This window comes from Pseudomonas sp. S2_A05 (genome assembly GCF_054668485.1).
Window position 1 is genome coordinate 3,219,374 of the sequence record NZ_CP162775.1, and the last position, 23,229, is coordinate 3,242,602.

The 23,229-nt window shown below is 58.0% G+C and carries 25 protein-coding genes and 1 pseudogene; 14 read left to right on the forward strand and 12 right to left on the reverse strand.

The features are described from left to right. Nucleotides 1-20 precede the first annotated feature (20 nt). Nucleotides 21-1,457, reverse strand: a complete 1,437-nt coding sequence (dcm, locus tag AB4O12_RS14645; protein ID WP_460058877.1) for a DNA (cytosine-5-)-methyltransferase — start codon at nt 1,455-1,457, stop codon at nt 21-23. Nucleotides 1,458-2,030: 573 nt separating this feature from the next. Between dcm and AB4O12_RS14650 the strand changes: the two genes are divergently transcribed. Together AB4O12_RS14650 and AB4O12_RS14655 are read left to right on the forward strand one after the other, a co-directional pair. Further along, nucleotides 2,031-2,540, forward strand: coding sequence for a BRO-N domain-containing protein (locus tag AB4O12_RS14650; RefSeq protein WP_252878742.1), 510 nt, complete (start codon nt 2,031-2,033; stop codon nt 2,538-2,540). 277 nt (nt 2,541-2,817) lie between these two features. After that, the gene (locus tag AB4O12_RS14655; protein ID WP_460058879.1) at nt 2,818-3,804 is read left to right on the forward strand and encodes a hypothetical protein; all 987 of its coding nucleotides are present in this window, start codon (nt 2,818-2,820) and stop codon (nt 3,802-3,804) included. A gap of 3 nt (nt 3,805-3,807) precedes the next feature. Here the strand turns inward: AB4O12_RS14655 and AB4O12_RS14660 are convergent, their stop codons facing one another. Both AB4O12_RS14660 and AB4O12_RS14665 read right to left on the reverse strand, forming a co-directional pair. Continuing rightward, nucleotides 3,808-4,497, reverse strand: coding sequence for a DUF6933 domain-containing protein (locus AB4O12_RS14660; RefSeq protein WP_252886676.1), 690 nt, complete (start codon nt 4,495-4,497; stop codon nt 3,808-3,810). Between the two features lie 77 nt (nt 4,498-4,574). Further along, a complete protein-coding gene (locus tag AB4O12_RS14665) occupies nt 4,575-5,390 on the reverse strand; it encodes a sulfite exporter TauE/SafE family protein (protein ID WP_252886677.1) in 816 nt (271 codons plus the stop codon). Between the two features lie 112 nt (nt 5,391-5,502). Here AB4O12_RS14665 and AB4O12_RS14670 point away from each other — a divergent pair, with 112 nt between their 5' ends. The 4 genes from AB4O12_RS14670 (at nt 5,503) to AB4O12_RS14685 (ending at nt 7,398) form a co-directional block, all read left to right on the forward strand. Then, the gene (locus tag AB4O12_RS14670) at nt 5,503-6,270 is read left to right on the forward strand and encodes an AraC family transcriptional regulator (protein WP_252886678.1); all 768 of its coding nucleotides are present in this window, start codon (nt 5,503-5,505) and stop codon (nt 6,268-6,270) included. Nucleotides 6,271-6,363: 93 nt separating this feature from the next. Then, on the forward strand, nt 6,364-6,681 hold the full coding sequence (locus tag AB4O12_RS14675; RefSeq protein ID WP_460058882.1) for a helix-turn-helix domain-containing protein: 318 nt from the start codon (nt 6,364-6,366) through the stop codon (nt 6,679-6,681). Between the two features lie 98 nt (nt 6,682-6,779). Beyond that, nucleotides 6,780-7,091 carry a type II toxin-antitoxin system RelE/ParE family toxin gene (locus AB4O12_RS14680; RefSeq protein WP_202883384.1) on the forward strand — a complete coding sequence of 104 codons (312 nt, stop codon included), beginning with the start codon at nt 6,780-6,782 and terminating at the stop codon, nt 7,089-7,091. Next, complete coding sequence (locus AB4O12_RS14685; protein ID WP_122602120.1) at nt 7,081-7,398, forward strand: helix-turn-helix domain-containing protein; 318 nt, start codon at nt 7,081-7,083, stop codon at nt 7,396-7,398. The genes AB4O12_RS14680 and AB4O12_RS14685 overlap by 11 nt, the downstream gene beginning before the upstream one ends. 10 nt (nt 7,399-7,408) lie before the next feature. Here the strand turns inward: AB4O12_RS14685 and AB4O12_RS14690 are convergent, their stop codons facing one another. Further along, entirely contained in the window at nt 7,409-8,464 is a 1,056-nt protein-coding gene (locus tag AB4O12_RS14690; RefSeq protein WP_460058885.1) for an MBL fold metallo-hydrolase, read from the reverse strand. Between the two features lie 210 nt (nt 8,465-8,674). Between AB4O12_RS14690 and AB4O12_RS14695 the strand changes: the two genes are divergently transcribed. The 3 genes from AB4O12_RS14695 to AB4O12_RS14705 all read left to right on the forward strand — a co-directional run bounded on the left by AB4O12_RS14695 (nt 8,675) and on the right by AB4O12_RS14705 (nt 11,471). After that, nucleotides 8,675-9,283 carry a TetR/AcrR family transcriptional regulator gene (locus tag AB4O12_RS14695; protein ID WP_252878747.1) on the forward strand — a complete coding sequence of 203 codons (609 nt, stop codon included), beginning with the start codon at nt 8,675-8,677 and terminating at the stop codon, nt 9,281-9,283. 232 nt (nt 9,284-9,515) lie between these two features. Then, the gene (locus tag AB4O12_RS14700) at nt 9,516-10,835 is read left to right on the forward strand and encodes a methyl-accepting chemotaxis protein (protein WP_460058887.1); all 1,320 of its coding nucleotides are present in this window, start codon (nt 9,516-9,518) and stop codon (nt 10,833-10,835) included. 114 nt (nt 10,836-10,949) lie between these two features. After that, a complete protein-coding gene (locus AB4O12_RS14705; RefSeq protein ID WP_095181511.1) occupies nt 10,950-11,471 on the forward strand; it encodes a DUF1003 domain-containing protein in 522 nt (173 codons plus the stop codon). 107 nt (nt 11,472-11,578) lie between these two features. Here AB4O12_RS14705 and AB4O12_RS14710 read toward each other — a convergent pair whose 3' ends face one another. Continuing rightward, nucleotides 11,579-11,905, reverse strand: a complete 327-nt coding sequence (locus AB4O12_RS14710; protein WP_305381371.1) for a DUF2025 family protein — start codon at nt 11,903-11,905, stop codon at nt 11,579-11,581. A gap of 219 nt (nt 11,906-12,124) precedes the next feature. On the opposite strand from AB4O12_RS14710, the gene AB4O12_RS14715 reads away from it, so the two are divergent. Together AB4O12_RS14715 and AB4O12_RS14720 are read left to right on the forward strand one after the other, a co-directional pair. Further along, nucleotides 12,125-13,252 carry a glycerophosphodiester phosphodiesterase gene (locus AB4O12_RS14715; protein ID WP_353188040.1) on the forward strand — a complete coding sequence of 376 codons (1,128 nt, stop codon included), beginning with the start codon at nt 12,125-12,127 and terminating at the stop codon, nt 13,250-13,252. Between the two features lie 156 nt (nt 13,253-13,408). Beyond that, on the forward strand, nt 13,409-13,714 hold the full coding sequence (locus AB4O12_RS14720) for a PepSY domain-containing protein (RefSeq protein WP_016773566.1): 306 nt from the start codon (nt 13,409-13,411) through the stop codon (nt 13,712-13,714). Between the two features lie 324 nt (nt 13,715-14,038). Here AB4O12_RS14720 and AB4O12_RS14725 read toward each other — a convergent pair whose 3' ends face one another. Further along, nucleotides 14,039-14,806: a methyl-accepting chemotaxis protein gene (locus tag AB4O12_RS14725; RefSeq protein ID WP_408005036.1), complete on the reverse strand. Its 768-nt coding sequence runs from the start codon at nt 14,804-14,806 to the stop codon at nt 14,039-14,041. A 165-nt stretch (nt 14,807-14,971) separates the two neighbouring features. Continuing rightward, a pseudogene (locus tag AB4O12_RS14730) lies at nt 14,972-15,841 on the reverse strand (hypothetical protein); the annotation flags it as partial. Between the two features lie 95 nt (nt 15,842-15,936). Between AB4O12_RS14730 and AB4O12_RS14735 the strand changes: the two are divergent. Continuing rightward, nucleotides 15,937-16,959 (forward strand): transporter, encoded by a 1,023-nt coding sequence (locus tag AB4O12_RS14735; RefSeq protein ID WP_056788021.1) that lies wholly within the window; start codon nt 15,937-15,939, stop codon nt 16,957-16,959. Between the two features lie 136 nt (nt 16,960-17,095). On the opposite strand, the gene AB4O12_RS14740 is transcribed toward AB4O12_RS14735, so the two are convergent. Continuing rightward, on the reverse strand, nt 17,096-17,992 hold the full coding sequence (locus AB4O12_RS14740) for a LysR family transcriptional regulator (protein WP_016773563.1): 897 nt from the start codon (nt 17,990-17,992) through the stop codon (nt 17,096-17,098). A gap of 121 nt (nt 17,993-18,113) precedes the next feature. On the opposite strand from AB4O12_RS14740, the gene AB4O12_RS14745 reads away from it, so the two are divergent. Then, nucleotides 18,114-18,872, forward strand: coding sequence for an SDR family NAD(P)-dependent oxidoreductase (locus AB4O12_RS14745; protein ID WP_460058891.1), 759 nt, complete (start codon nt 18,114-18,116; stop codon nt 18,870-18,872). A gap of 61 nt (nt 18,873-18,933) precedes the next feature. Here the strand turns inward: AB4O12_RS14745 and AB4O12_RS14750 are convergent, their stop codons facing one another. Beyond that, the gene (locus AB4O12_RS14750; RefSeq protein WP_460058893.1) at nt 18,934-19,371 is read right to left on the reverse strand and encodes a multidrug/biocide efflux PACE transporter; all 438 of its coding nucleotides are present in this window, start codon (nt 19,369-19,371) and stop codon (nt 18,934-18,936) included. 89 nt (nt 19,372-19,460) lie between these two features. Here AB4O12_RS14750 and AB4O12_RS14755 point away from each other — a divergent pair, with 89 nt between their 5' ends. Beyond that, the gene (locus tag AB4O12_RS14755; protein WP_256808966.1) at nt 19,461-20,315 is read left to right on the forward strand and encodes a LysR family transcriptional regulator; all 855 of its coding nucleotides are present in this window, start codon (nt 19,461-19,463) and stop codon (nt 20,313-20,315) included. A gap of 758 nt (nt 20,316-21,073) precedes the next feature. Here AB4O12_RS14755 and AB4O12_RS14760 read toward each other — a convergent pair. The 3 genes from AB4O12_RS14760 to AB4O12_RS14770 are packed head-to-tail and all read right to left on the reverse strand — an operon-like array spanning nt 21,074 to nt 23,112. After that, nucleotides 21,074-22,309, reverse strand: a complete 1,236-nt coding sequence (locus AB4O12_RS14760) for an RNA polymerase sigma factor (RefSeq protein WP_460058896.1) — start codon at nt 22,307-22,309, stop codon at nt 21,074-21,076. Next, the gene (locus tag AB4O12_RS14765; RefSeq protein ID WP_460058898.1) at nt 22,302-22,646 is read right to left on the reverse strand and encodes a YciI family protein; all 345 of its coding nucleotides are present in this window, start codon (nt 22,644-22,646) and stop codon (nt 22,302-22,304) included. Before AB4O12_RS14765 ends, AB4O12_RS14760 begins: the two co-directional genes overlap by 8 nt. Before the next feature lie 40 nt (nt 22,647-22,686). Further along, on the reverse strand, nt 22,687-23,112 hold the full coding sequence (locus AB4O12_RS14770; protein WP_217852989.1) for a YybH family protein: 426 nt from the start codon (nt 23,110-23,112) through the stop codon (nt 22,687-22,689). Between the last annotated feature and the right edge of the window lie 117 nt (nt 23,113-23,229).

Consider the following 23,229-nt stretch of genomic DNA (forward strand, 5'->3'; position numbering starts at 1 on the left):
AGCGAAGGCGGTGCGACTGATTACTCAGGAAGAGCAAACTCCAACTGCGGGCGTTCCTTGTCAGCAGTTTTTTCCTTCGCCGCCAAAATGCGGTCCTTCATCAAACGAGCCACCGCCTCAAAAACAGGAACCGCCACGGAATTACCAAACTGTCGATACGCTTGGGTATCGGATACAGGAATCACAAACTTGCTTTCTCCCGGCTTGTCAAAACCCATCAGACGCGAGCACTCGTGGGGTGTCAGTCGACGAGGGCGATGGAGTTGATTCAATTCACTGTTGAAGTCCAAGGTATCGACAAAGCCGCGGTCAACCAGGATTTCCGAACCATCCTTGTGATATCTCGCCGAGAGTGTACGAGCAACATCGTTTGGACGAGTCAGGCCAAAGCCAAAACCATTGCCTTTCTCACGATGCTTCTCCGCATACCGATAGAGGTAATCCCAAAGCTTCGGTGTAAGGATGTATTTTTCGTCCACTTCCTTATCAAGCAAGTCACCAAAGCTAGGTCGCTGCTTCGGTATGAGTTTACTGATGTCGCTCAGTGTGAATCCTTGGTGAACATTCAAGTCGCGTCGGAAGCCGACCAGCACGATTCGCTCACGATGCTGCGGCACAAAGTGTCTGGCATCAATGACCTTGGGGTCTGAGCCTTTTGGCGCGTTGACATCTGCAACCTCGTAGCCCAGTTCATCCAACGCTTCGCAGATGATCCGGAACGTATTGCCCTTGTCATGGCTTTTCAGGTTTTTCACATTTTCGAGCAAGAATGCGGCCGGGCGTTTCGCGGCAATTATCCGCGCCACGTCGAAAAACAGAGTGCCTTGGGTCTCGCACTCGAAACCGTGCTTACGCCCCAAGGAATTCTTCTTGGAAACACCTGCAAGCGAAAACGGCTGGCATGGAAAGCCTGCCAACAGAACATCGTGATCCGGAATTTCACGATCAATATTCTTGTAGGCTTCCTCGTCACTGATTTCGGGCTTGTCTGAAAGCGTGACCGAGCGGATATCGAGATTGAAGCGATGACGAGCAGGATCGCAGTAGTGGTTCGCCTTGTACGTTTTAACGGCGTACTTATTCCATTCGGATGTGAACAAGCACTCGCCACCGATGGCTTCAAACCCTTTCCTGATACCGCCAATGCCGGCAAAGAGATCGATAAAGGTAAATGAAGGTCTGTGGTTCAAGCGCTTGGGCAGCAGATCCTTCAGACGAGTGAACTCAATGTGAGAGAGCTTCGGCGAGGCCTTTCCCTTGATCCATCGATTGATGGTTTCACGGCACCAATGACTCGGGCTTACGTCGTTGAGAATTTCGGCCAGTTGCCCTTGGTCGTAGATCTCCAAGAGCTTGTGCAGCAGCGCTAGGTCAGTCACGGGATGAGTATCAGGCTCGTACGAACCCGAGGTTGTTTCGCTCAAGGATTCAAAAGACGGTGTTTCAAAAAGATTCATGAGCCCGATATTCCTCTGGGTCAAAGCTGTGACGAATGGTCGCCATTCTATCCCGCAAAACTTCAAAGTAAATGAAATTTCCTGGATTCCGTGAGACGAGTCGTGGCGACACGGACATGGGTATTGGGGGATTCAATGGCGATCAAATACTGGATATATACACAGCATAATTTACTCTGCGTCTTTGTCCAGGTTCCCTTTCGCATCAGGAACGGTAGGAAAAGTCGCTGGTTGACGACCATCCTTGAAGCCCCTACCCTCAGCTCCGAGCCTAAGAAACTCTACAAACCAGAGCGGTCTTCCGCACCCGATAGTCATGCGGCTTTTTTTCGTCTGCGGTTTCTCTACGCCTGCGAAAAATCCCGTTATGTCGGGAGTGGGCGAATACAAGACCCGAAAGGGGAATATGTCCGGCCCGTCTCTGGTGGGTTTCTTAGCTCCCGACACCCTAACGAATGCCCTAAGAAAGCAGCCAGAGGTAAATGGAAATGCCTGACTATCCAACCTTCATGATGAAGGTGAATCGCTGTACCAGCCGTTCGAATCACGTGCCTCTAGGTCAGGAGGCATGCCATGTCTGAACCACTTCTTCCTACTCGTTTCATCCGCAACAAAACCCACCTGCACGCCCTTCTGGTTGAGAATCAAGCATGGTTCTGTGTCCATGAGCTGGGCCGATTAATGGGCAAACATCTTGATGAGCGCCAATTGCGCAAACTCGACGCGGATCAGCGGCAGATGATGCGCGTAGAGACCTATGGCGAAGCTGAGGACCACATGATGGTGAGTGAGTCCGGCGTGTATGCCCTGTTGATATATCACTACTGTCCTGAGTATCGGCAGCTTCGTGAGTGGCTGACGCATCAGGTTGTGCCTACGCTGCGTGACGCTCGTCCGGCGCGAGCTGTAGAGCGGCCAACGCTGAGTGTTTTGAGCTGGCCGCAGATGTCGCTGAGTACTTTGCACTGGCAGGATGAGCCGTGGATTCGATTGCGGGATATGCCTTGTTTGCTCGCAGATAATTCGCTCAATCGCCATGAGTCCTGGTGGCGCAAGGCTTCGCGATTGTTGCGTGGAGGCTGATGGTTTCAGAAATCCGCTGTTTGAGTTTTCCAGCAGCGGATTTTTTGTGGCCAATAATCCTTGGGGCAGCTTCGCTGCCCAACGGGGATAAATCCCCTCACCACAATTGAAATGTGTTGCTGCCGGCCGGGAGTCGGGATTGGGTATTGAGTCGATGCCGAGAATCGCCAGCAGGCTACCTCCCACAAATCCCGCATCATCCTGAAAACAATCAGTGCAACCCGCGCCGCCTCCCGCTATTAATACCCCTCCCCCACTCAAGGATCCGAGCCCCACCATGAAATTCGATCTCGCCTACTGCCTCAGCCTCGACGACAAGTTGTCGATCTATGATGTTCGCGATCTCAATTTCGATGAGACGGTAGCGTTTGACTCGGCGAAGGAACACTTCCAGTGCCCCAACGATGCCTGTCGTGCGGCGTTCGAGGCTTCCAATGAGTTGGGTACGTTCAATGCCAAGAATGTGAATTACGTGCGCACGCCGCACTTCAAGAATCTGCCCACGACGCAGCATGTGACGGGTTGTCCGTATGCGAGTTTGAAGGCGTCGGCGTCGGGTGTTGAGACGGCGGATGGCGAGGTGGATGACGGGCGTGAGGAGCATTTCCCATCGGAGTTGTTGCTGACCCGGCGTGAGTATGTGCGCAAGCCTGTCGCGCCAGCGGGGGCGGCGGATGTGTTGCGCGATGACTCGGTGCGGGCGGCGGCGGGCAATGGTAAAGAGTCGGCGAGTCGTGAGTCGGCGCCGGACAAGACCAGTGTGTTTGCGCATCCGGTGGAGTGTTTTGTTTCCAACTTCGCCGACAAGGATTTGCTCAAGCGCATGCCGTTGAAGGTCGGCGAGCATACGGCGCCGTACAGTTCGTTCTTCAAGAAGATCGAATATCTGACGGACAACAAGGGGCTGATTTACTGGGGGCGGATCAAGAAGATCGAGGACTTCCACAGTGCCAGTTTTCGTATCGATTTCGAGGACAAGGTCTGGTTCAAGAAACCCGAAGACAGCAAGAAGAAGCCGTATCCGGTCAGCGTTTATCTGAACAAGAAGCTGATCGACAACTACCGCAAGCGCAAGGCGTTTCTGGAAGAGATCAAGCACGCTGTGGATAGCGACAAGGCGTTGTTCTGTTTCTTCTATGGCGTAACGCCGGAGCTGAAGCAGGTGCCCGGCAAGAAGAACCCCGAAAAACCTTTCGAGGTCTTCAATGCCAATATCGAGAACCTGGATCACTTCATTATTCGTGAAGCGCCGGGGTTGAAGTGAAGCTCAGTTGATGCGTGCCCTTTCTTCAAACGCTCGAATCTCCCGCTCCGCCTCCCTGCGTCGCTCAAGTGCAGCCTGAACGCCCAGATCTTCCACTCCGCAATACTGGAGCAGCCAATGAGCGAGCATTTCTTCATCAGGGCGAAAGTAATCTTTTCGGTCCTTGGTGTTTCGAATTTGCGAATTCATCCGCGCATCTAAACCGATAGCTGCACGTTCGCCTTGGGGCAAACAGCCCCACTCTGCCGCGCAATCCTCGAAAAACCAGGCGATTTGTTCGATGTGCTTTTGTGCGCTGCGATGGCCACGGCGATAAAAACGATACTCGCGACTCAGCTCGAGACGATCGGTCATTGTCCCCGCATCAACCCATTGCATGAGGTCATGATTGATTGCATCGCGGATCAGACCTTCGCGCCAACGCTCGTTAAACCACGCTACAAACCCTTCGGCGTCGGCCTTTTTGGCATCAGCCAGGATCACGCAATAGCGGGTTTTGATGTGCAGGACCAACAACGCATGTTTGCGCTGCACAGTGATCGCATGAACCAACCACTGTTCGTCCGCGCCGTTCAGCTCATCATCCTCAATAACTGATGACGGCGGTTTGGTGTCCACCGGCGTGATCGTTTTGCCTTTATGGACACGGCTGAAGAACTTACTGGCGGCTTCGGTGCAATTGAAGATCAACATCCTGGTTCTCTGCTGAAGACTGGAGGGCGACGCTCTGCCGCTGATTCTGATTTCTTTCGCCTGCGTCAATCAACGATTCATTTCAGCGAAATGCTCAGCAGCACCAGGATCAGCAAACCAATATAGATCCAGGCATGCACCCGATCCGGTATCCGCCCAATCCACCGCGCAGCCAATCTGATCCCCAGCAACGAGCCAACCGTCAGCAGCGCAAACGCCAGCACATTGACGTACCCGATATACCAACCCCCCAGATCAGCCTCGGTGAACCCGGCCAGCGCCATGTACGTCAGTGTGCCGGCCAGCGCCACTGGCACGCTGAGCGGATTGGCCATGGAGGTCGCTTGCGACATGCTCAGCCCGCAACGGCGTAGCAGCGGCACAGTCATGACGCTTCCTCCTACACCGAGAAACGTCGCGATGGCGCCGATGCCTACACCGCCGGCGGACGTTTCTGTTGAGGTCAGTCGCCGTGGGAATGTGGTTTGGGACTGTGTGAGAAACCCTCGGCGCAGCAGGCAATCGACGATGGTCACGCCCAGGTAGGCGATGAAGGCGTAGCGGATCACTTGACCGCTGACCCACATCGCAGCGATGGCGCCGACGACCGCGCCTACGCCGATAAACCCGCCCAATGGCCAGAGGTAGTCCCGGAGCAGATTGCGGGCGCGTTGGTGTTTGCGTGTGGCGATCAGGGCGTTGACGATCATTACGCAGGTCGAGGTGGCCACGGCGATGTGCATGGCCGACTGGGCAATGGGGTCGTCAGCTGCGTGGCTGGCGGTGAGCATGCGATAGAGCAGCGGCACGATGACGAAGCCGCCGCCGAAACCGAAAAGCACGGCGCTGATGCCGGCGAGGCAACCGAACAATGTAAGCAGGAGGTAGAACATGGTGGGCGTCCAGGATCGGGGGAGCCCAGGACATTAGAGCGTGATGCACTGGCCGGCTTCAGTAGTTGGGCCAATAATGTTCGCGTTTACGCCAATCGCTGGAATACGCCTGATGCGCAATATTTCGATCAATCAGCTCGATGACACGCCTCGCCCGGTCGTGGCCATCGGTACCGATTATCCCCACGGCCACCTACTCCCGTTTCATACGCATCGCCGTGGGCAATTGCTCTACGGCGCCACCGGCGTGATGCAGGTCAGCACTCAGAACGGTAATTGGCTGGTGCCGCCGCAACGCGCGGTGTGGATTCCGCCGGGCGTGGCCCACGAGGTATTGATGCTCGGGGTGAGCACGCGCAGTGTATATATCGAGCCGGGAAACGTGGAATTGGGGCCGGACTGCCAAGTGCTCAATGTGTCGCCGCTGCTGCGGCATTTGCTGATGGAAGCGGTGGACGTGCCACTGATGTACGACCAGGCCGGACGCGACGGTGTGCTGATCAACTTGCTGTTGCATGAACTGACACGCTGCGCGCCCCTTGCCCTACACATTCCCATGCCCGCCGAAGGAAAGCTCCTCAGTCTGTGTCAGACCTTTCTGAACATGCCCAATGCCCACAAATCGCCGCAGGATTGGGCCGACCAGTTACACATAAGCTTGCGTACCTTTAACAGATTGTTTCGGCAGCAGACCGGGCTCAGCTTTCGTCAGTGGCGCCAGCAGGCGTGCGTCGTGCAGGCGTTGGCACGGTTGGCGGCGGGGGAAGCGGTGACGCGGATTGCTCTGGACTTCGGCTATGAGAGCCCGGCGGCGTTTTCGACGATGTTTCGGCGAGTGCTGGGACAGGCACCGTCCGTCTGGTTGGAGCCGACGAACTAGGCAAACTCGAAAAATGCATTTGATCCCGGCCGAAAACAACTGTACAAAAACACAGTACATTTTCAATCAGCACTTTTGAGCCCGGAGCACACCATGGCCTCTCTTGCGATGAACCACGTCCTCGAACGCATTGCCCTTTTCCAGTTCACCCCGACCCACTGCGTCCAGGCCCGCGCCATGCTGGGCTGGAGCGTTGAACAACTGTCGCGCGAGGCCGAGGTGGCGGTGGCAGATATCCAGCGGTTCGAAGCGCAGCAGGACGTGGCGGACACCGCGAGACTGGCACTGGCTTATCGGTTTGAAGCGCAGGGGTTGGTGTTCTTTCCGGGGTTCGCACCGGGGCGCAGTGTCAGGGCGCAGGGTATGGCAGGGGAATCGGTGGGGCGTGGGGATTTTGCGATGGCTGACTGAAATGGCAATTTGATAATTATTCCAAAATAGGTATATTTCGCATGAGTGCAAGGAAGCCGCTTATGTGGGTCTGCAGTAGTAAAAAAGATCTCAAGCAGATGCCCACAGAGGTCCAAGACGTTTTTGGTCACGCACTGGATCTGGCTCAATGTGGCCTGAAGTATTCAGATGCAAAGCCATTGAAAGGGTTCGGAGGCGCAGGTGTCCTGGAGTTGATAGAAGACTTCGACACCGACACCTACCGCGCCATTTATACGGTTCGTTTTGGCAGTGCAATTTACGTTTTGCACTGCTTTCAGAAAAAGTCGAAAAGCGGGATTAAAACCGCCCAGTCGGACATTGATCTGATCAGAAACAGACTTCGAGCCGCCCAGGAACATGCGAAAGGATCAGAAAACCATGGAGATTGAAGTAGGTAGCGGAAACGTCTATCACGATCTGGACTTACCCAATGCAAGTGAAATGCAGGTGAAGTCGCAGCTCGCAGCGAAAATTGGCGCAATCATTAAGGCGCGTCATCTCACTCAGATTCAGGCGTCAGAAATCTTGGGACTATCACAACCCAAGCTTTCCGAAATGTTGCGTGGCAAATTTCGCGGAATCAGTGAGGCCAAAATGATGGAATGCCTTTCACGTCTCGGACGAGATGTGCAAATTGTAGTCAAATCGGCCCCCCGATCACGGAAAGAGGGCCGTATTGAGGTGGTATTCGCTTGAGGCGAACGCGTCAGGCATTCTGAGCAAGCGCCTCCCCCTCCTCTTCAACCGCCATCCACCACGCACTCCCCCGTTGTGGATGCGCAATGTTGAACGCCTCCCCCATTCGCGGTGTGGTAATCGCAATACTGCGTTCCCACGCGAGGGCGAGGATGCGGTCGAAGGGTTCATGCCAGGCGTGCATGGCCAGGTCGAAGGTGCCGTTGTGGATCGGGAAGAGCCAGCGGCCCTTGAGGTCGATGTGGGCTTGCAGGGTTTCTTCCGGTTGCATGTGCACGTGGGGCCATTCGACGTTGTAGGCGCCGGTTTCCATCAGGGTCAGGTCGAACGGGCCGTATTGTTCGCCGATGCGTTTGAAGCCGTCGAAGTAACCGCTGTCGCCGCTGAAGAAGATTCGTGTGTCGGCGTCGATCATCACCCAGGACGCCCACAGCGTGCTGTTACCGTCGAACAGGCCACGGCCGGAGAAGTGCTGCGATGGGGTTGCGATGAAGCGGACACCGGCGATTTCGGTGCCCTGCCACCAGTCGTACTGGCGCACCTTGCTGGCGTCGATGCCCCATTTGATCAGGGTGTCGCCCACGCCCAGCGGAGTCAGGAAGTAAGTGGTTTTGGCGGCGAGTTTGAGTACCGCTTCGTAGTCGAGATGGTCGTAATGGTTGTGCGAGAGGATCACCGCTTCGATCGGTGGCAGTTCGTCGATGCTGATCGGTGGCTGATGAAAACGTTTCGGACCCGCCCATTGCACCGGCGAGGCGCGCTCGGCGAACACCGGGTCGGTGATCCAGAATTTGTCGCGCATCTTCAACAACAGCGTCGAGTGCCCCAAGCGGTAAACGCTGTGATTGGGCGCTGCGAGCAGATCTTCACGGGTCAGCGGCTGCACAGGGATGGCGGCGGTCGGACGGGTGTTGCGCGGTTTGTGGAAAATCATGTTCCACATGATCCGCAGCATTTTGCGTAGCCCTTCGCGCTGCACCGGCGCATGATTGCGAAACAGCCCTTGATCCTGGCGCGAGGCTTCAGGCGTGGGAGTGTTATCCGGGAGTGAGACTGGATTGGCCATGACTGAACGACTCCGAAAAACCGTGTGCTGCACGGTATTCCACGGGAAATGAAAATGGCCAAGCTGCACGCAAGGGCCAAACGCTCTGGTTTGTAAGGTGCGAGGATTAACGCAACATTACACTGAGCGGTGTAGTTTCTAGGTTGCATCAAAGCCGACGCCAAGTAAACTGCCGAGTGTAATTTCATTCCTCTCTGCCGAAGCCCGCTCATGACCGCTCCACAACGCCTCACTGACCGCAAACGCGAAGCCATCATCCAGGCGGCCATCTCCGAATTCCGTGCCCACGGTTTCGAAATCACCAGCATGGACAAGATCGCCGCTACGGCCGGCGTGTCGAAGCGTACGGTGTACAACCACTTCCCCAGCAAGGAAGAGCTGTTCGCCGAGATCCTCAATCAGTTGTGGGCGCGGATCATCGCCGAACCATCGGTGCGCTACGACCGCGAGCAACCGCTGCACGAGCAATTGCGCCAGATGCTGCGAGAAAAAGTGCAGATGATGGCTGACGAGAATTTTCTCACCCTCGCCCGGGTGGCGATTGCCGCAACCATTCATTCCCCTGAACGTGCGCAGAATATGATCGAGCGCATGGGCGAGCGCGAGGAAGGCCTGACCGTCTGGATACGCGCGGCGCAAGCCGACGGACGGCTCAAACCGGTGGATCCGGAATTTGCCGCGCATCAAGTACAAGGTTTGCTCAAGGCATTCGCGTTCTGGCCGCAGATCTCGCTGGGTCGCGCGGCCCTTGATCCAGACGCGCAGAATGCAGTTGCCGAGTCGGCGCTGGAGATGTTCCTGGCACTGTATCAGCGGTGAATCACCGGCTCGTCGAGCCGTGTACAACTAATTTCGTAAAAAGTTATACAACCTCGCGAAAAATTCCTTTCTTGTACAACTTTATTAAGTTTTGTATAAGTAGCCATCTGCCAGTAACGGAACGTTGGCATTGAGCAGTCACCACCGAATGCCGCCTGTGCATTTCGGTTTGCCGGCGCAGGAATAGGGACTGAATCCTTTAGATTTTCCCCACTTCCCGAGTATCGCAAGCATGTTTTTCAATCGCCAGAAAGCCGCCCTCGCTGAACTGCAACACACCGTTTTTGACCAGGCCGCGATGCTTGAAGCGATCAACCGTTCGATGGCGGTGATCGAGTTCGATCTTGATGGCGTGGTGTTGCGTGCCAATGACAATTTCCTCAAGACCATGGGTTACACGGCTGCCCAGGCGATTGGCCAGCCGCACCGGCATTTCTGCACACCTGAGTTCGGTCGCAGTGCCCAATACACTGAGCTGTGGTCGCGCCTGAAAAACGGTCAGTTCCAGTCCGGCACCTTTGAACGGGTCGACAGCAAGGGCCAGCCGATCTGGCTGGAGGCCAGTTACAACCCGATCAAGGATGCGTCGGGACGGGTGATCAAAGTGGTCAAGTACGCGATGGATGTCACCGCCAAGGTGCAGCAGGAGAACGAGGCCAACGCCAAGCTGCAGGCGATCGATCGCGCGATGGCGGTGATCGAGTTCGATCTCGACGGCAACATTCTTACCGCCAACCAGAATTTTCTCACGCGCATGGGTTACAGCCTCGCAGAGCTCAAGGGCCAGCATCACCGCCTGTTCTGCACTTCGGCGCTGGTCAACAGCGGCGCCTATCAGGATTTCTGGCGGCGCCTGAATCAGGGCGAGTTCTTCCACGGACAGTTCGAGCGCGTGGATAAGCGCGGTCAGATCGTCTGGCTGGAGGCCAATTACAACCCGGTGTACGACGCTTCGGGGCGCTTGTACAAAGTCGTGAAGTTCGCGTCTGACGTCACCGCCCGTGTCGAGCAGCACGAGCAGGACGCGCGCAGTGCCAGCACCGCTTACCACATCTCGGTAGCAACGCGAAAAGTCGCCGAGCAAGGCACGCAAGTGATTCAGCAGGCTGCCAGCGAAATGCGCGAAATCGCCGAGGACATCAGCCAGTCTTCGACGTTGATTGCGCAACTGGGCGACCGCTCCGAGCAGATCACCGCCATCGTCAACACCATCCGCGCGATCGCCGATCAGACTAATCTGCTCGCCCTCAACGCGGCCATCGAGGCGGCACGCGCAGGTGAACAGGGTCGCGGCTTTGCCGTGGTCGCCGATGAAGTGCGGCAACTTGCAGCGCGCACCAGCGGCTCCACCGCCGAGATATCCACCATGATCAGTCTGATCCAGAGCGAAACACGGCAGGCGATCAAGAGCATGCAAGGCACCCGTGACCGCGCCGCAGAAGGCGTGGAATTGGCCAATCAGGCCGGCACGGTGATTCTGCAGATTCGCGACGGCGCCAGTGAGGCGGTGGATGCGGTGAGCATGTTTGCCAATGAGCGGGTGCCAAATTGAGGTTTGTGCAGGGTCGATAGAACGAGTCGCAACCTTCGTGGGCAGCCCGCGAAGGTCGGCCGCCACCACGCAGAGCTATAGTGACGACACGTCCCAAGCCCCGCCGAGTGCCCCATGAATAACGAAAAACCCGGAATATCCAACGCTCCCATCGATCACCTGCGCTTCCACCGCCCCCACGCCCACCTGAATACGACCTTCGGCAACGATGCCTTCGCCCTGCGCGCCGAAGCCTTTGCGCGGTTCTTCGGCACGCCGCTGTTCCTTGGCGCGCAAACCTTGATCGTTGCGGTTTGGATCGGCCTCAACGTATGGGGCGTGACTCAATTCGACGTTTACCCGTTCATCCTGCTGAACCTGGCCTTCAGCCTGCAGGCGGCCTACGCCGCGCCATTGATCCTGCTTGCACAAACCCGTCAGGCCGCGCGCGACAAAGCGCAGGCCGACGCCGATGCGCAGCACCGCGAAGCTCTGGCATTGGCCAATACCGAACGTCAGGCAGAGGCGGCGAAGAATTCCGCGCAATTGCTGGCATTGCTGGAACAAAACACCCGCCTTACCGAAATGACGAAAACCCTCACCGAGCGCATCGAAGGACTGACCAGCGAATTGCACGCTCACGTGTGCCAGAACTAAGGCCGCCTCGCGAGCAGGCTCGCTCCCACCTTGGATCTGTGGCGTTCACAAGATCGCTGTGGGAGCGAGCCTGCTCGCGAAGAGGCCCGCAACCACACAGCAAAACTTCAACCGCGCACCAGACTCCGCACCGCAACAATCTCCGGCACTTCAACCTTGCTCATGTAAACCCGTAAGGGTTCGGTGATGTTGATGCGGTCGTCGATGTGTTGATCGAGCAGCAACTGAATCAACTCGCGCTTGAGCGTCATGGTGGTGTCCGACAGCGGTGCCCAGACGAATTCACTGGCCGGGATGATGCCGTCGTCGGCGACGTCCATGCCGAACGAATCTTCGCTGAAGCGCACGATGTACTGACCGGTCTTGCGGTTGAGGCCAACGAAGCCTTTGAGATCGTCGGCGGCCTGGCAGATGATTTGGGAGGTGATGCGCATGGTAAACCTCACGAAAGATGATGATGGTTTACACGCAGGGCAACGCAGCGGTGCGCCCTCTGCCGGGGCGTCTGCCGTGGGCAAGCGTACTGCAAACAGCGCCACAAAAGTGCAGGAAATTTCCGTTTTGCTCGCTTTATGTCGGTCTGGCGATAGCCCTGCGGCGCGTCAATTGTTAAAAGGTACGTCTCGAAAAAAACCTGCGAAAGGAACTCGACCATGCCTGCCACTTTTACCCGAAGCGCTCTGGTGCTGAGTCTGTTGTTCGGCCTCGGTCAGGCGCATGCCGCCAGCCACCCCGAGCCAAAGGCAATCGCTGCCGCCCATGGCATTCCGCATCCGGCGGTGATTGCCCACCGTGGCGCGTCGTTCGATGCCCCGGAATCCACCGCTGCGGCCTACAAACTGGCCCGTGACCTCGGCGCCGATTACCTGGAAATGGATTTGCAGCGCAGCAAGGACGGCGTGCTCTTCGCCCTGCACGACGACAACCTGCAACGCACCACCGACGTCGCCAGCAAATTCCCCGAGCGCAAGGACAGCCCGGCCACCGCGTTCACCATGGCCGAACTGAAAACCCTCGATGCCGGCAGCTGGTTCAACACTAAATACCCGGATCGCGCGCGACCTTCCTACGCCGGACTGAAAATTCTTACCCTCGATGAAATCATCGACATCGCCCGCGCCAACCCGCAGCACAAGCCGGGCCTGTACATCGAAACCAAAGAGCCGCAGCTGTTTCCCGGCATCGAACATGACCTGAAGGAAAAACTGCAGGATCGCGGCTGGCTCAGTCCGGCCGGCTCGAAACTGGCGAAAAGTGCGCTGGGCGTCGGTCAGGGCAAAGGCAAGGTGATCCTGCAGACCTTCGATAAGAACAGCCTGCAATTGCTGGAAAAGGAGATGCCGCAAGTGCCGAAGATCCTGCTGTTGTGGGTCGGCGAAGGCAGCATCGAGCCTAAATCTGCGGTGACGTTTGCCGCGTCCGGCGAGAAAGACAAAAACGTTTTCTACGGCAAGCAGGAGCCAAAATCCGAAGCGGAATTCAAGCAATGGGTCGATTACGCCAAGGCCCAGGGCGCGATCGGCACCGGCCCTTCGGCGAAGCTGACTCATGGTGGTGATCAGAGCTATTCCGACCTGGTGCAACCGTGGATGAATCAGTACACCCACGATCAGGGCATGCTGGTGCACGTTTATACGGTCGACGAGGCGGTGGACTACGAGAAAGTCATGGCGGCGGGTGTCGACGGCATCTTTACCAACCGCGCCAGTGAATTGTTGAAGTTTTATAAGCGTCCGGCGGCTGGCAGCATTGACGATGTTTTGAAGAAGAACGGTTTCTGATTTGTAATCGAGTCGCCTGCTTCGCGAGCAGGCTCGCTCCCGCAAAGAGCAGTTTTATCGCGGAGCAGAGATTTAAGGGTGAATTAAGTTGCGCTGGTTAATCTGAACCCACTTACACAGATCAACCACTTCAACGCACTGCCAAGGAATGAACCGATGAAAACTTTGACTGCCCTGTTTACCGCCGCTGCCCTGACCCTCACCGCTGGCCTGGCTCAGGCTGATGTTCGCATCGACCAGATCCCGCAACTGGTCAAGGACGGCAAAATCAAGTCGCTGGAATCGATGAACGCCGAAGCACTGAAACTGCACCCGGGCGCAACGATTACCGACACCGACCTGGATAACCACTTCAATGGTTATGAGTATGAAGTTGAACTTAAAACTGCTGACGGCAAAGAGTTCGACGTGGACTTTGATGCCACCACCGGTAAAGTGCTGAGCGACAAGCAAGACACTTGATAGACCGCTGTTAAAGAGCCGCACGATTTAACGATCGTGCGGCTTTTTTGTGGTTGCGGATTGAGGCGCAAACTTTGTGTGGTCTGTGAAATCGATCCCCCTCACCCCAGCCCTCTCCCCCAAGGGGGCGAGGGGGAAAGGGAGCAGATCGGGGAAATTTCGGAGCCTGAGTTCGCCTCAAAATTAAAAAGCCATCACAAACGACTACCAGCCTGAGTACGCCTCGGCATTTCAGGTCGGCGAATCTCGAACAATCAACACGGTCAGTCCCCTCTCCCTCTGGGAGAGGGTTAGGGTGAGGGGCTGACAAACCACCACCCAAAATCAAGCACTGAGCCGCGCCGTCACCTCATTCAACTGCCCCGACAACCCATGCAAATTCTGACTGGCACTTTCGGTGCGCTGCACGTTGTCCAGGTTGGTGCTGGCAATCGCGGTGATTTCAGTGAGGTTGCGCGAGATATCCTCGGCCACCGACGTCTGCTCTTCTGCCGCTGTGGCGATCTGACGGTTCATGTCGCGAATCGCCTCCACCGCCAAGGTGATGCGCTCCAGCATCGCGCCGGCCTGGGTGACTTGCTCGACACTTTCATCACTGCGCGCCTGGCCGCTCTCGATAGCCTGCGCGGCATCGACAGCGCCGGTCTGCACGTTCTGAATGATCTGGTTGATCTCGATGATCGACTCCGCCGTGCGCTGAGCGAGGTTGCGCACCTCATCGGCGACGACGGCAAAACCACGCCCGGCCTCACCCGCCCGCGCCGCTTCGATGGCTGCGTTGAGCGCCAGCAGATTGGTCTGTTCGGCGATGCCACGAATCACTTCCAGCACCTTGCCGATACGACCGCTGTCGGTTTCCAGGCGACGGATCACCGTGGCGGTGTTGGCGATTTCGCCGCGCATCTGCGTGATCGAGTGAATGGTGGTTTGCATGACCTTTTCACCCTGCTGCGCCGACTGATCGGCATCGTCGGCAGCACGTGCGGCATCGGCGGCGTGACGGGCGACTTCCTGGGCCGTGGCGGACATTTCATTCATCGCCGTGGCCACTTGATCAGTGCGGTTGAATTGCTCGCTGGTGCCGCCGGCCATGGTCGTGGCAATGGCGTTCAACTCGCCGCTGGCGCTGTCCAGATCACCGGCGCTGCGTTGCAAGCGAGTGAAGGTGTCCGCCAGAAAATCGCGCAAAGTGTTCGCTGCGGCGGCGAGGTTGCCCAGCTCATCGCGACGCTCGCTGACAACACGTTCGGCCAACTGGCCACGGCTCAAGCGGGTGACGTAATCGATGAGGTTGCGGATCGGCTCGATCAGGTTGCGGCTGACCAGCCACAGGCTCAGCAGACCGATCAACAAGCCTGACGCGAGCATCACCAACAGCCCCAGCCACACGGTGCGCTCAGCGCTGGCACTGATCAATGCCGACTGCGCGGTGCCCTGCTCGCGCAGTTCGGCAACCAATGCACTCATCTGCTCGCTGGTGGCGCGGTCGACGCCTTTGACAGCTGCGTCGCCGGCGCTCGGATCACCACCGGCAGCCACGTAGGCATCGCGGCCTTTCTGGTAGGCAGTACCCAACTGGCGATGCTCGTCGCGCAAGCGTTCGATGCGGGATTTGAGATTGGCCTCGATGCCTTTCTGGCCGGCCAGTTCGCCGAGAATGTTCTGCACGTCGCGCTGACGCTCTTCGAACTGGCTCCAGTATTTCGCCAGATCCGCTGGTTGCTTGCCGCGCAGCAGAACGTTTTTCCACTCTTGCACCTGCACCTTGAATTGCAGGTTGGCTTCATCGATCAGTTGCGAAGTGTGCAGCGGGCCGGCGATCAACTGGCTGTAGCTTTGCACGCCGTTGGAGAGGAAATGAAAGCAGGCCAGCGCGATCAACAGCATCGCCAACAGACTGCCGCTCAACAGGGCGAGAATTTGCGCCCTCAGGGATTTTTGCAGCATTGCAAGGTACTCGAAGCAGGGATGAGGCACGCCCGAACGGACGTGAAAAATGGCCGGACTTCCCTGTCGACGTACCATGACCAAGGCCAATGGCGCGCAACCTAACTCACCTGAGATCGGCATGCCAGAGCCTTCCTTGAGAAACTTCCGACAGCCGGTAACGCTTTGATTTGCCGTCATTTTGCTGTCACAAAACGGTCATGTGAGCTTGCGATGATGCCGCTCCGGTGAACCTGAAAATCCTGCCCCAGACACCCTCCTCGCAGCGAGCCGCCATGAACCACAGCCTCGATATCAGCCATCGCGACCCGGACCTGTTTGGCTTGCTCTACGGCTTTCGTTTTCTGCCCGGGGAGCGCGGTCGCGAGATCGATTCGGCGACGGCGTTGCGCTGTTTGCAGGATGACGGTGAGAGCGATGAATTTCTCTGGCTGCACCTGAACCTGGCCCACGCCGCGTGCGAGCGCTGGATGAAAAGTCATCTGCAATTGCCCGAGGAGTTTTTCGAAGCGCTGCACGAAGGTTCGCGTTCGACTCGCATCGAGCATGTCGATTCGGCGCTGCTGGCGGTGGTCAACGATGTGGTGTTCAACCTCAGCAACATGGTCTCCTCCGACGTGTCGACGCTGTGGGTCTGCGTGCGCAGCAAACTGATCGTCAGCGCGCGCCTGCAACCGCTGCATTCGGTAGATAAATTGCGCTCGTCGGTAAAGGCCGGCGAGTGCTTTCGCTCGCCCTCGGAATTGCTCGTGCATCTGCTGCGCGATCAAGGTGAGGTGCTGACGCAGATCGTGCGCAAGACCAGCCTGAGTGTCGATCAGGTCGAAGACGAATTGCTGTCTTCACGCCTGTCGACCAACCGCGCCGAACTTGGCGCCAACCGTCGCGTGCTGGTGCGCCTGCAACGGCTGCTGGCGTTGGAGCCGGGGTCGTTGCTGCGCTTGCTCAATCGTCCGCCGCCGTGGTTGCAGAAGGAGGACGTCAAGGAGTTGCGCAAATCCACCGAGGAGTTTGCGCTGATCATCAACGACCTCACCGCCCTCGGCGAGCGGATCAAACTGTTGCAGGAAGAGATCGCCGCCAACCTCAACGAACAGAGCAACCGCACGCTGTTCACCCTGACGGTGGTGACGGTGCTGGCCTTGCCGATCAACATCATCGCCGGTTTTTTCGGCATGAATGTCGGCGGTGTGCCGCTGTCGCAGGACCCGCACGGATTTTGGGTGCTGGTCGCGTTGGTGGCGACGTTCACGGTGATTGCCGGGCGTTGGGCGTTTCGCAAGCGTGGGGATTATTGAGCGCAAAACGCAATGCACCGTAGGGCAAATGTGGGAGCGAGCCTGCTCGCGAAGTCGGTGTGTCAGATAAATCAATGTTGAATGACATGGCGCTTTCGCGAGCAGGCTCGCTCCCACAGGGGCCATGTGCTCAATGTCAGAGCGTTGAGCGGACCACATCGCCGAGCCAATCCATAAACACCCGCACCCGCAGCGGCAAATGCCGTTGCCGCGCGTACAACAACGAAATCGCCATCGGCGGTGCGGTGTGTTGCGGCAGCACGGTCACCAGTTCGCCATTTTCCAGATGCGGCTGCATGCCGGTACGTGGCACCTGGGTCAGCCCGAAGCCGCCCAGGCACGCCGCTTCATAGGCATCGGTGCTGTTGACCGTGACACTGCCGGCCATCGCCACGCGCCGCACTTCGCCACCCTCCTCATAGACAAACCCTTCCGAACGCGAGCCCAGTACGCCGACGTAATGCACCAGCCGATGCTGCGCCAGATCCTCGATGGTCTGCGGCACGCCGTAGCGTTGCAGATAAGCGGGACTGGCGCAGTTGACCATCGGGAAGTCGCCGAGATGCCGGGCGACCACTGACTGATCCGGCTGCGCGCCGATGCGTAACACGCAGTCAAAACCCTCGCTCAGCAGATCGACACGGCGGTCGGTGCTGCTGATTTCCATCTGCAGATTCGGGTGGCGATCCATGAATTCCGGCAGGCGCGGCATGATCAGACGTCGCGCGAGAATGTTCGGCATATCGACGCGGATGCGCCCGGTCAGCGAAGCCTCGTCCTGACGGAACAACCCTTCGATCTCATCCATGTGCGAAAGCAAGTCCTTGCTGCGCTCATACAGCACCAGTCCATCCTGAGTGGCCTGCACCTTGCGCGTGGTGCGCTGCAACAGCCGCGTGCCGAGCAAGGCTTCGAGCGCCTGCACCTGTTCGGACACCGTGGAGCGCGGCAGGCCGAGGCTTTCACCGGCGAGAGTGAAACTCGACAGTTCGCTGACCCGAACGAAGGTGCGCAGCAGTTCCAGTTTGTTCATGACAAGCCCCGGTGATTGTTCGGCTGAGCCGATCAGTGATTCCGCTTTTGCCGTGTTTATCACCTCAGGGCGGATAAATAAACTTCTTCCATCCCCACTCAACGCAATCGAGGAAGTCCGCATGAATCGCAAAATCGCACTGATCACCGGCGCCAGCCGTGGCCTGGGCCGCAGCGCCGCCCTGCACCTCGCCGCGCAAGGCATCGACATCATCGGCACCTACAACAGCCGCGCCGACGAGGCGCAAACTCTGGTCAGCGAATTACAGGCACGCGGCGCGAACGCGGCGATGCTGCAACTGGACGTCGGCCGCAGCGAAAACTTCGCCGCGTTTGCCGAGCAGGTTGAACAAGCACTGGAACAGACTTTTCAGCGCCAGCGCTTTGACTTCCTTATCAACAACGCCGGGGTCGGCGTGCATGCGCTGTTCAGCGAGACCACCCCTGAGCAGTTCGATCTGCTGATGAACGTGCAGTTGAAAGGACCGTTCTTCCTGACTCAGCAACTGCTGCCGCTGATCAATGATGGTGGGCGCATCGTCAATATTTCCAGCGGCCTGACCCGCTTCAGCCTGCCGGGTTATGGCGCCTATGCGGCGATGAAAGGCGCGATGGAAGTGCTGACGCGTTATCAGGCGAAAGAGTTGGGTGCGCGGCAGATTGGCGTGAACGTTCTGGCGCCGGGCGCGATTGAAACCGATTTTGGCGGTGGCACGGTGCGCGATAACAGCGCGGTCAACGCGATGGTCGCCAGCAATACCGCGCTGGGTCGGGTCGGGCTGCCGGATGATATTGGCGGTGCACTGGCGCTGCTGCTGTCGGAGGGTGGACAGTGGATCAATGGTCAGCGGGTCGAGGCATCCGGCGGCATGTTTCTCTGACTTTGTGTGCGATGACTCACCTTTGTGGTGAGGGAATTTATCCCCTCACCACAGGTTTACCTCAGCTTTCACATGTGCGGCGAGCCATGAAGCGCTCGCGCAGTACGTCATAACCCCAGTGGTAGACGTAGGTGTACGGCAGGAAGAACAGCAGCACGCCAATGTCGAGCAACAACGCCTGCCACAGGCTGACCGACAGCCACCAGGCTATCAGCGGCACGCCCATCACGATCAGTCCACCTTCGAACAACAGCGCATGCACCACCCGCACCCAGGCGTTGTGCGCCAGATTCATCCGCGCCAGAGCACGGTCGAAAAAACGGTTGAACACCACGTTCCACGCCAGCGCCAACAGCGCGATCAACACGGTCACCGCGCCCATGTCGAGCAGCGGCTTTTGCATGATCCACGCGAGCAGCGGCGTACAGATGAGGATGGCGAGAAATTCGAAACCGATAGCCTGAAAAACACGTTCGGTGATGGACTTGTGGGCAGACATGGCCTGACTCCTTGTTTGACGATGGTTGCCATGATCCAACTGAATACCGATACTTCAAAACCAATAACCATCGATCAAGGCGATAGTTCATGGCTTCGCAGGAAGTGCTGTTGGCGTTTGTACAGGCGGCGACGCAAGGCTCGTTCTCAGCGGCGGCGCGCAAGTTGGGGCGCAGTCAGTCGACCATTAGCGCGGCAGTGGCAAGCCTGGAGATCGATCTGGATCTGCAGCTGTTTGACCGCAGCAGCCGCAAGCCCACGCTCACCCCCGCCGGCCACGTCATGCTGCAAAAAGCCGAGGCGATTCTGGCCGCCACCAGTCGTCTGGAAATGAGCGCGCGGCAATTAGCGCAGGGCATCGAGCCGAAGCTGACCGTGGCGATTTCCGACACTTATCAGTCGTATCGTTTCGAGGCGGCACTGGTGGGTTTCGAGCAGCGTTATCCGGAGCTTGAGCTGGAATGCCTGATTGCCGAATGCGAAGACCTGATCGAACTGGTCCAGCGCGGCCGGGCGCATTTGGCCTTCGCGGAAATGCAGGACAGCTACCCGCCGGACCTTGTGACCTCGACGGTGGCCGAGCGCACGGAGATTGCCCTGTTCGTCAGCCGCGAGCATCCATTGGCGAAACTGGAGCATGTCGATCAGCAGATCCTCGAGCAACATCGCGAGTTGCGTCTGGCGACCATCGTCAATCCGTATGACAGCCGTGGCAAAGGCCGGGTGTGGTCGGCGCCGAGTTATCTGATGCTGCTGGAAATGGCTGAAAAGGGTTTTGGCTGGGCACCGTTGCCACGGTGGCTGGTGCAGCGTTATGCCAATGATTTGCTGATTGAGCTCGACGTGCGCGGCTGGCCGAAACCGGTGTTTGTCGACGCCTTGTGGTCGCGCTTGTATCCGCCGGGACCGGCAGGGAGCTGGTTGCTCAGCAAGATGCTTGAATAAGCGCTTGAGATCAAAAGCCCCTCACCCCAGCCCTCTCCCGGAGGGAGAGGGGGCCGACCGAAGTGTCTGGCGTTATGCATCGACCTGAAAAACCTTATCGATTATGGATTCAAGACAATTCGTTCAAGTCGGTGAATCCCTCCAATATCCCCCGATCAGTCCCCTCTCCCTTTGGGAGAGGGGGCCGACCGAAGTGTCTGGCGTTATGCATCGACCTGAAAAACCTTATCGATTATGGATTCAAGACAATTCGTTCAAGTCGGTGAATCCCTCCAATATCCCCCCAATCAGTCCCCTCTCCCTCTGGGAGAGGGGGGCCGACCGAAGTGTCTGGCGTTATGCATCGACCTGAAAAACCTTATCGATTATGGATTCAAGACAATTCGTTCAAGTCGGTGAATCCCTCCAATATCCCCAATCAGCCCCCTCTCCCTTTGGGAGAGGGGGCCGACCGAAGTGTCTGGCGTTATGCATCGACCTGAAAAACCTTATCGATTATGGATTCAAGACAATTCGTTCAAGTCGGTGAATCCCTCCAATATCCCCCCAATCAGCCCCCTCTCCCTTTGGGAGAGGGGGCCGACCGAAGTGTCTGGCGTTATGCATCGACCTGAAAAACCTTATCGATTATGGATTCAAGACAATTCGTTCAAGTCGGTGAATTCCTCCAATATCCCCCGATCAGTCCCCTCTCCCTTTGGGAGAGGGTTAGGGTGAGGGAAATTCACAGACTGCCCACAATCGCCAGAGCGCCAAGGTCAGAGCATTTCCAGCGCCATGATCCGTCCTCGAATAAACCGCCGCTCCGGCTCCTGCCGCGTCAGCTCCAGCGCCCGCTGATACGCTGCCCGCGCCTCCTCCACTCGGCCCAATTGCCGGCAAAACTCCGCCCGCGCCGAATGCGCCAAGTGGTAATCCTGCAACTCCCCACGCGCCAAAATCCCTTCAACCAACAACAACCCGGCCAACGCTCCATCCCGTTTGGCCACCGCCACCGCGCGGTTCAGCTCGATCACCGGCGACGGCACCGCGCGCAGCAACACGTCGTACAGACCGACAATCTGCTGCCAGTCCGTTTGCGCCGCCGACGGCGCTTCCGCATGCACCGCTGCAATCGCCGCTTGCAGGCAATATGGCCCGAAGCGTCGCGTACTCAGCGCGCGCTCGACCAGCGCGCAGCCTTCAGCCATCAACCCGGCATCCCACAGCGAGCGATCCTGATCGTCGAGCAATACCAGTTCACCGCTCGGCGAGGTTCGTGCCGGTCGACGTGATTCGTGCAGCAGCATCAGCGCCAGCAGCCCCATGACTTCCGGCTCAGGCAGCAACTCCATCAACAAGCGCCCCAGCCGAATCGCTTCGCGCGTCAGGTCCTCGCGGGTCAGCTCGGCGCCGACCGAGGCCGAATAGCCTTCGTTGAACACCAGATAAATCACCCGCAACACGCTGTCGAGGCGCTCGGGCAATTCGTTCAGCGTGGGTACTTGATAAGGGATTTTCGCGTCGCGGATCTTGGCTTTCGCGCGGACGATACGCTGGGCAATCGCCGCCGGCGCCGAGAGAAAAGCACGGGCGATTTCCTCGGTGGTGAGGTCGCAGACTTCACGCAAGGTAAGCGGCACCTGCGCATCCGCCGCCAGTGCCGGGTGGCAGCAGGTGAAGATCAGCCGCAAGCGATCGTCTTCCACGTCTTCGCCACTCCAGTCAGCCTGCTCCAGCTCATCGAGTTGTGCCAGCAGCAACGGTTGCGACGCCTTGAACCGCGCGCGCCGGCGCAGCACATCGATCGCTTTGAAACGTCCGGTCGAGACCAGCCAGGTGCGCGGGTTGTCCGGCACGCCGTCGCGCTGCCAGCGCTCGACCGCGACGAAGAACGCCTCGTGCAAGGCTTCTTCGGCGAGGTCGAAATCACCGAGCAGGCGGATCAGCGTGGCCAGAATCCGCCGCGAATCCTCGCGGTAGACCTGCTCGACCCGCGCCCTGACGTCAGACATTCAACTGCCGCACCGGACGCACTTCAACGCTGCCGACCCGCGCTGCCGGAATATTGCCGGCGACCTGGATCGCTTCGTTGAGATCCTTGGCATCGATCAGGTAGAAACCGGCCAGTTGCTCCTTGGTTTCAGCGAAAGGCCCATCGGTGATCGACAACTTGCCGTTGCGCATCCGTAGCGTAGTGGCGGTTTCTACCGACTCCAGCGCTTCGGCGGCGATCATCCGCCCGCTGCCCTGAATCGACTCGGCGTAGGCCCAGCATTCGGCGTCCTCCGGGCTGTCGGGCGAGGTGTGCAGCAGGCGTTCATCGCTGTAGACCAGGCATAGATATTTCATGGCGATCTCCTGATTCGAACGGATCAACTATGGCTGAAGATCAGGGCTGCACATCGAACAGCGTCGCGCCGCTCATCGGATCGAACGGTGCCGACCAGTGCTCGTGGGCAATCTTCCACGCCCCGCCGATTTGCCGGTAACAGGCGGTGACACGCATCCAGCAACTCTGGGTTTCGCCTTTGTCATTGGTGCCGCCGCAGTTGGCTACCCAATGGGCGAAAGCGATGTTGTCGGCACTTTCGATGGCGATTTCGTGGAACTCGAAGATGTGCGGGCCGGGGCACATTTCCATGCACTCGACCCAATGTGCGCGGTACGCCGCTTTGCCTTTGAATTGCAGGGCCTTGATCGCATCGAACGAGACGATGTCGTCGGCGTACAGGGCCATGACTTTCTCGACGTCCTTGGCCATTACCGCTTCGCGATAGGTGTTGATCAGGTTCTGGATTTCGCTTTGTGCGCTCATGGTGTTCTCCGTGGTTTTTGTTGTGAAGACACCCTTAGTCGTTTGCCCAATGCGCGGATCGACAGGGCAAACAAAAAAATTTCGCCGACGACAATCTCGCTAGAATCCGAGGCTCAC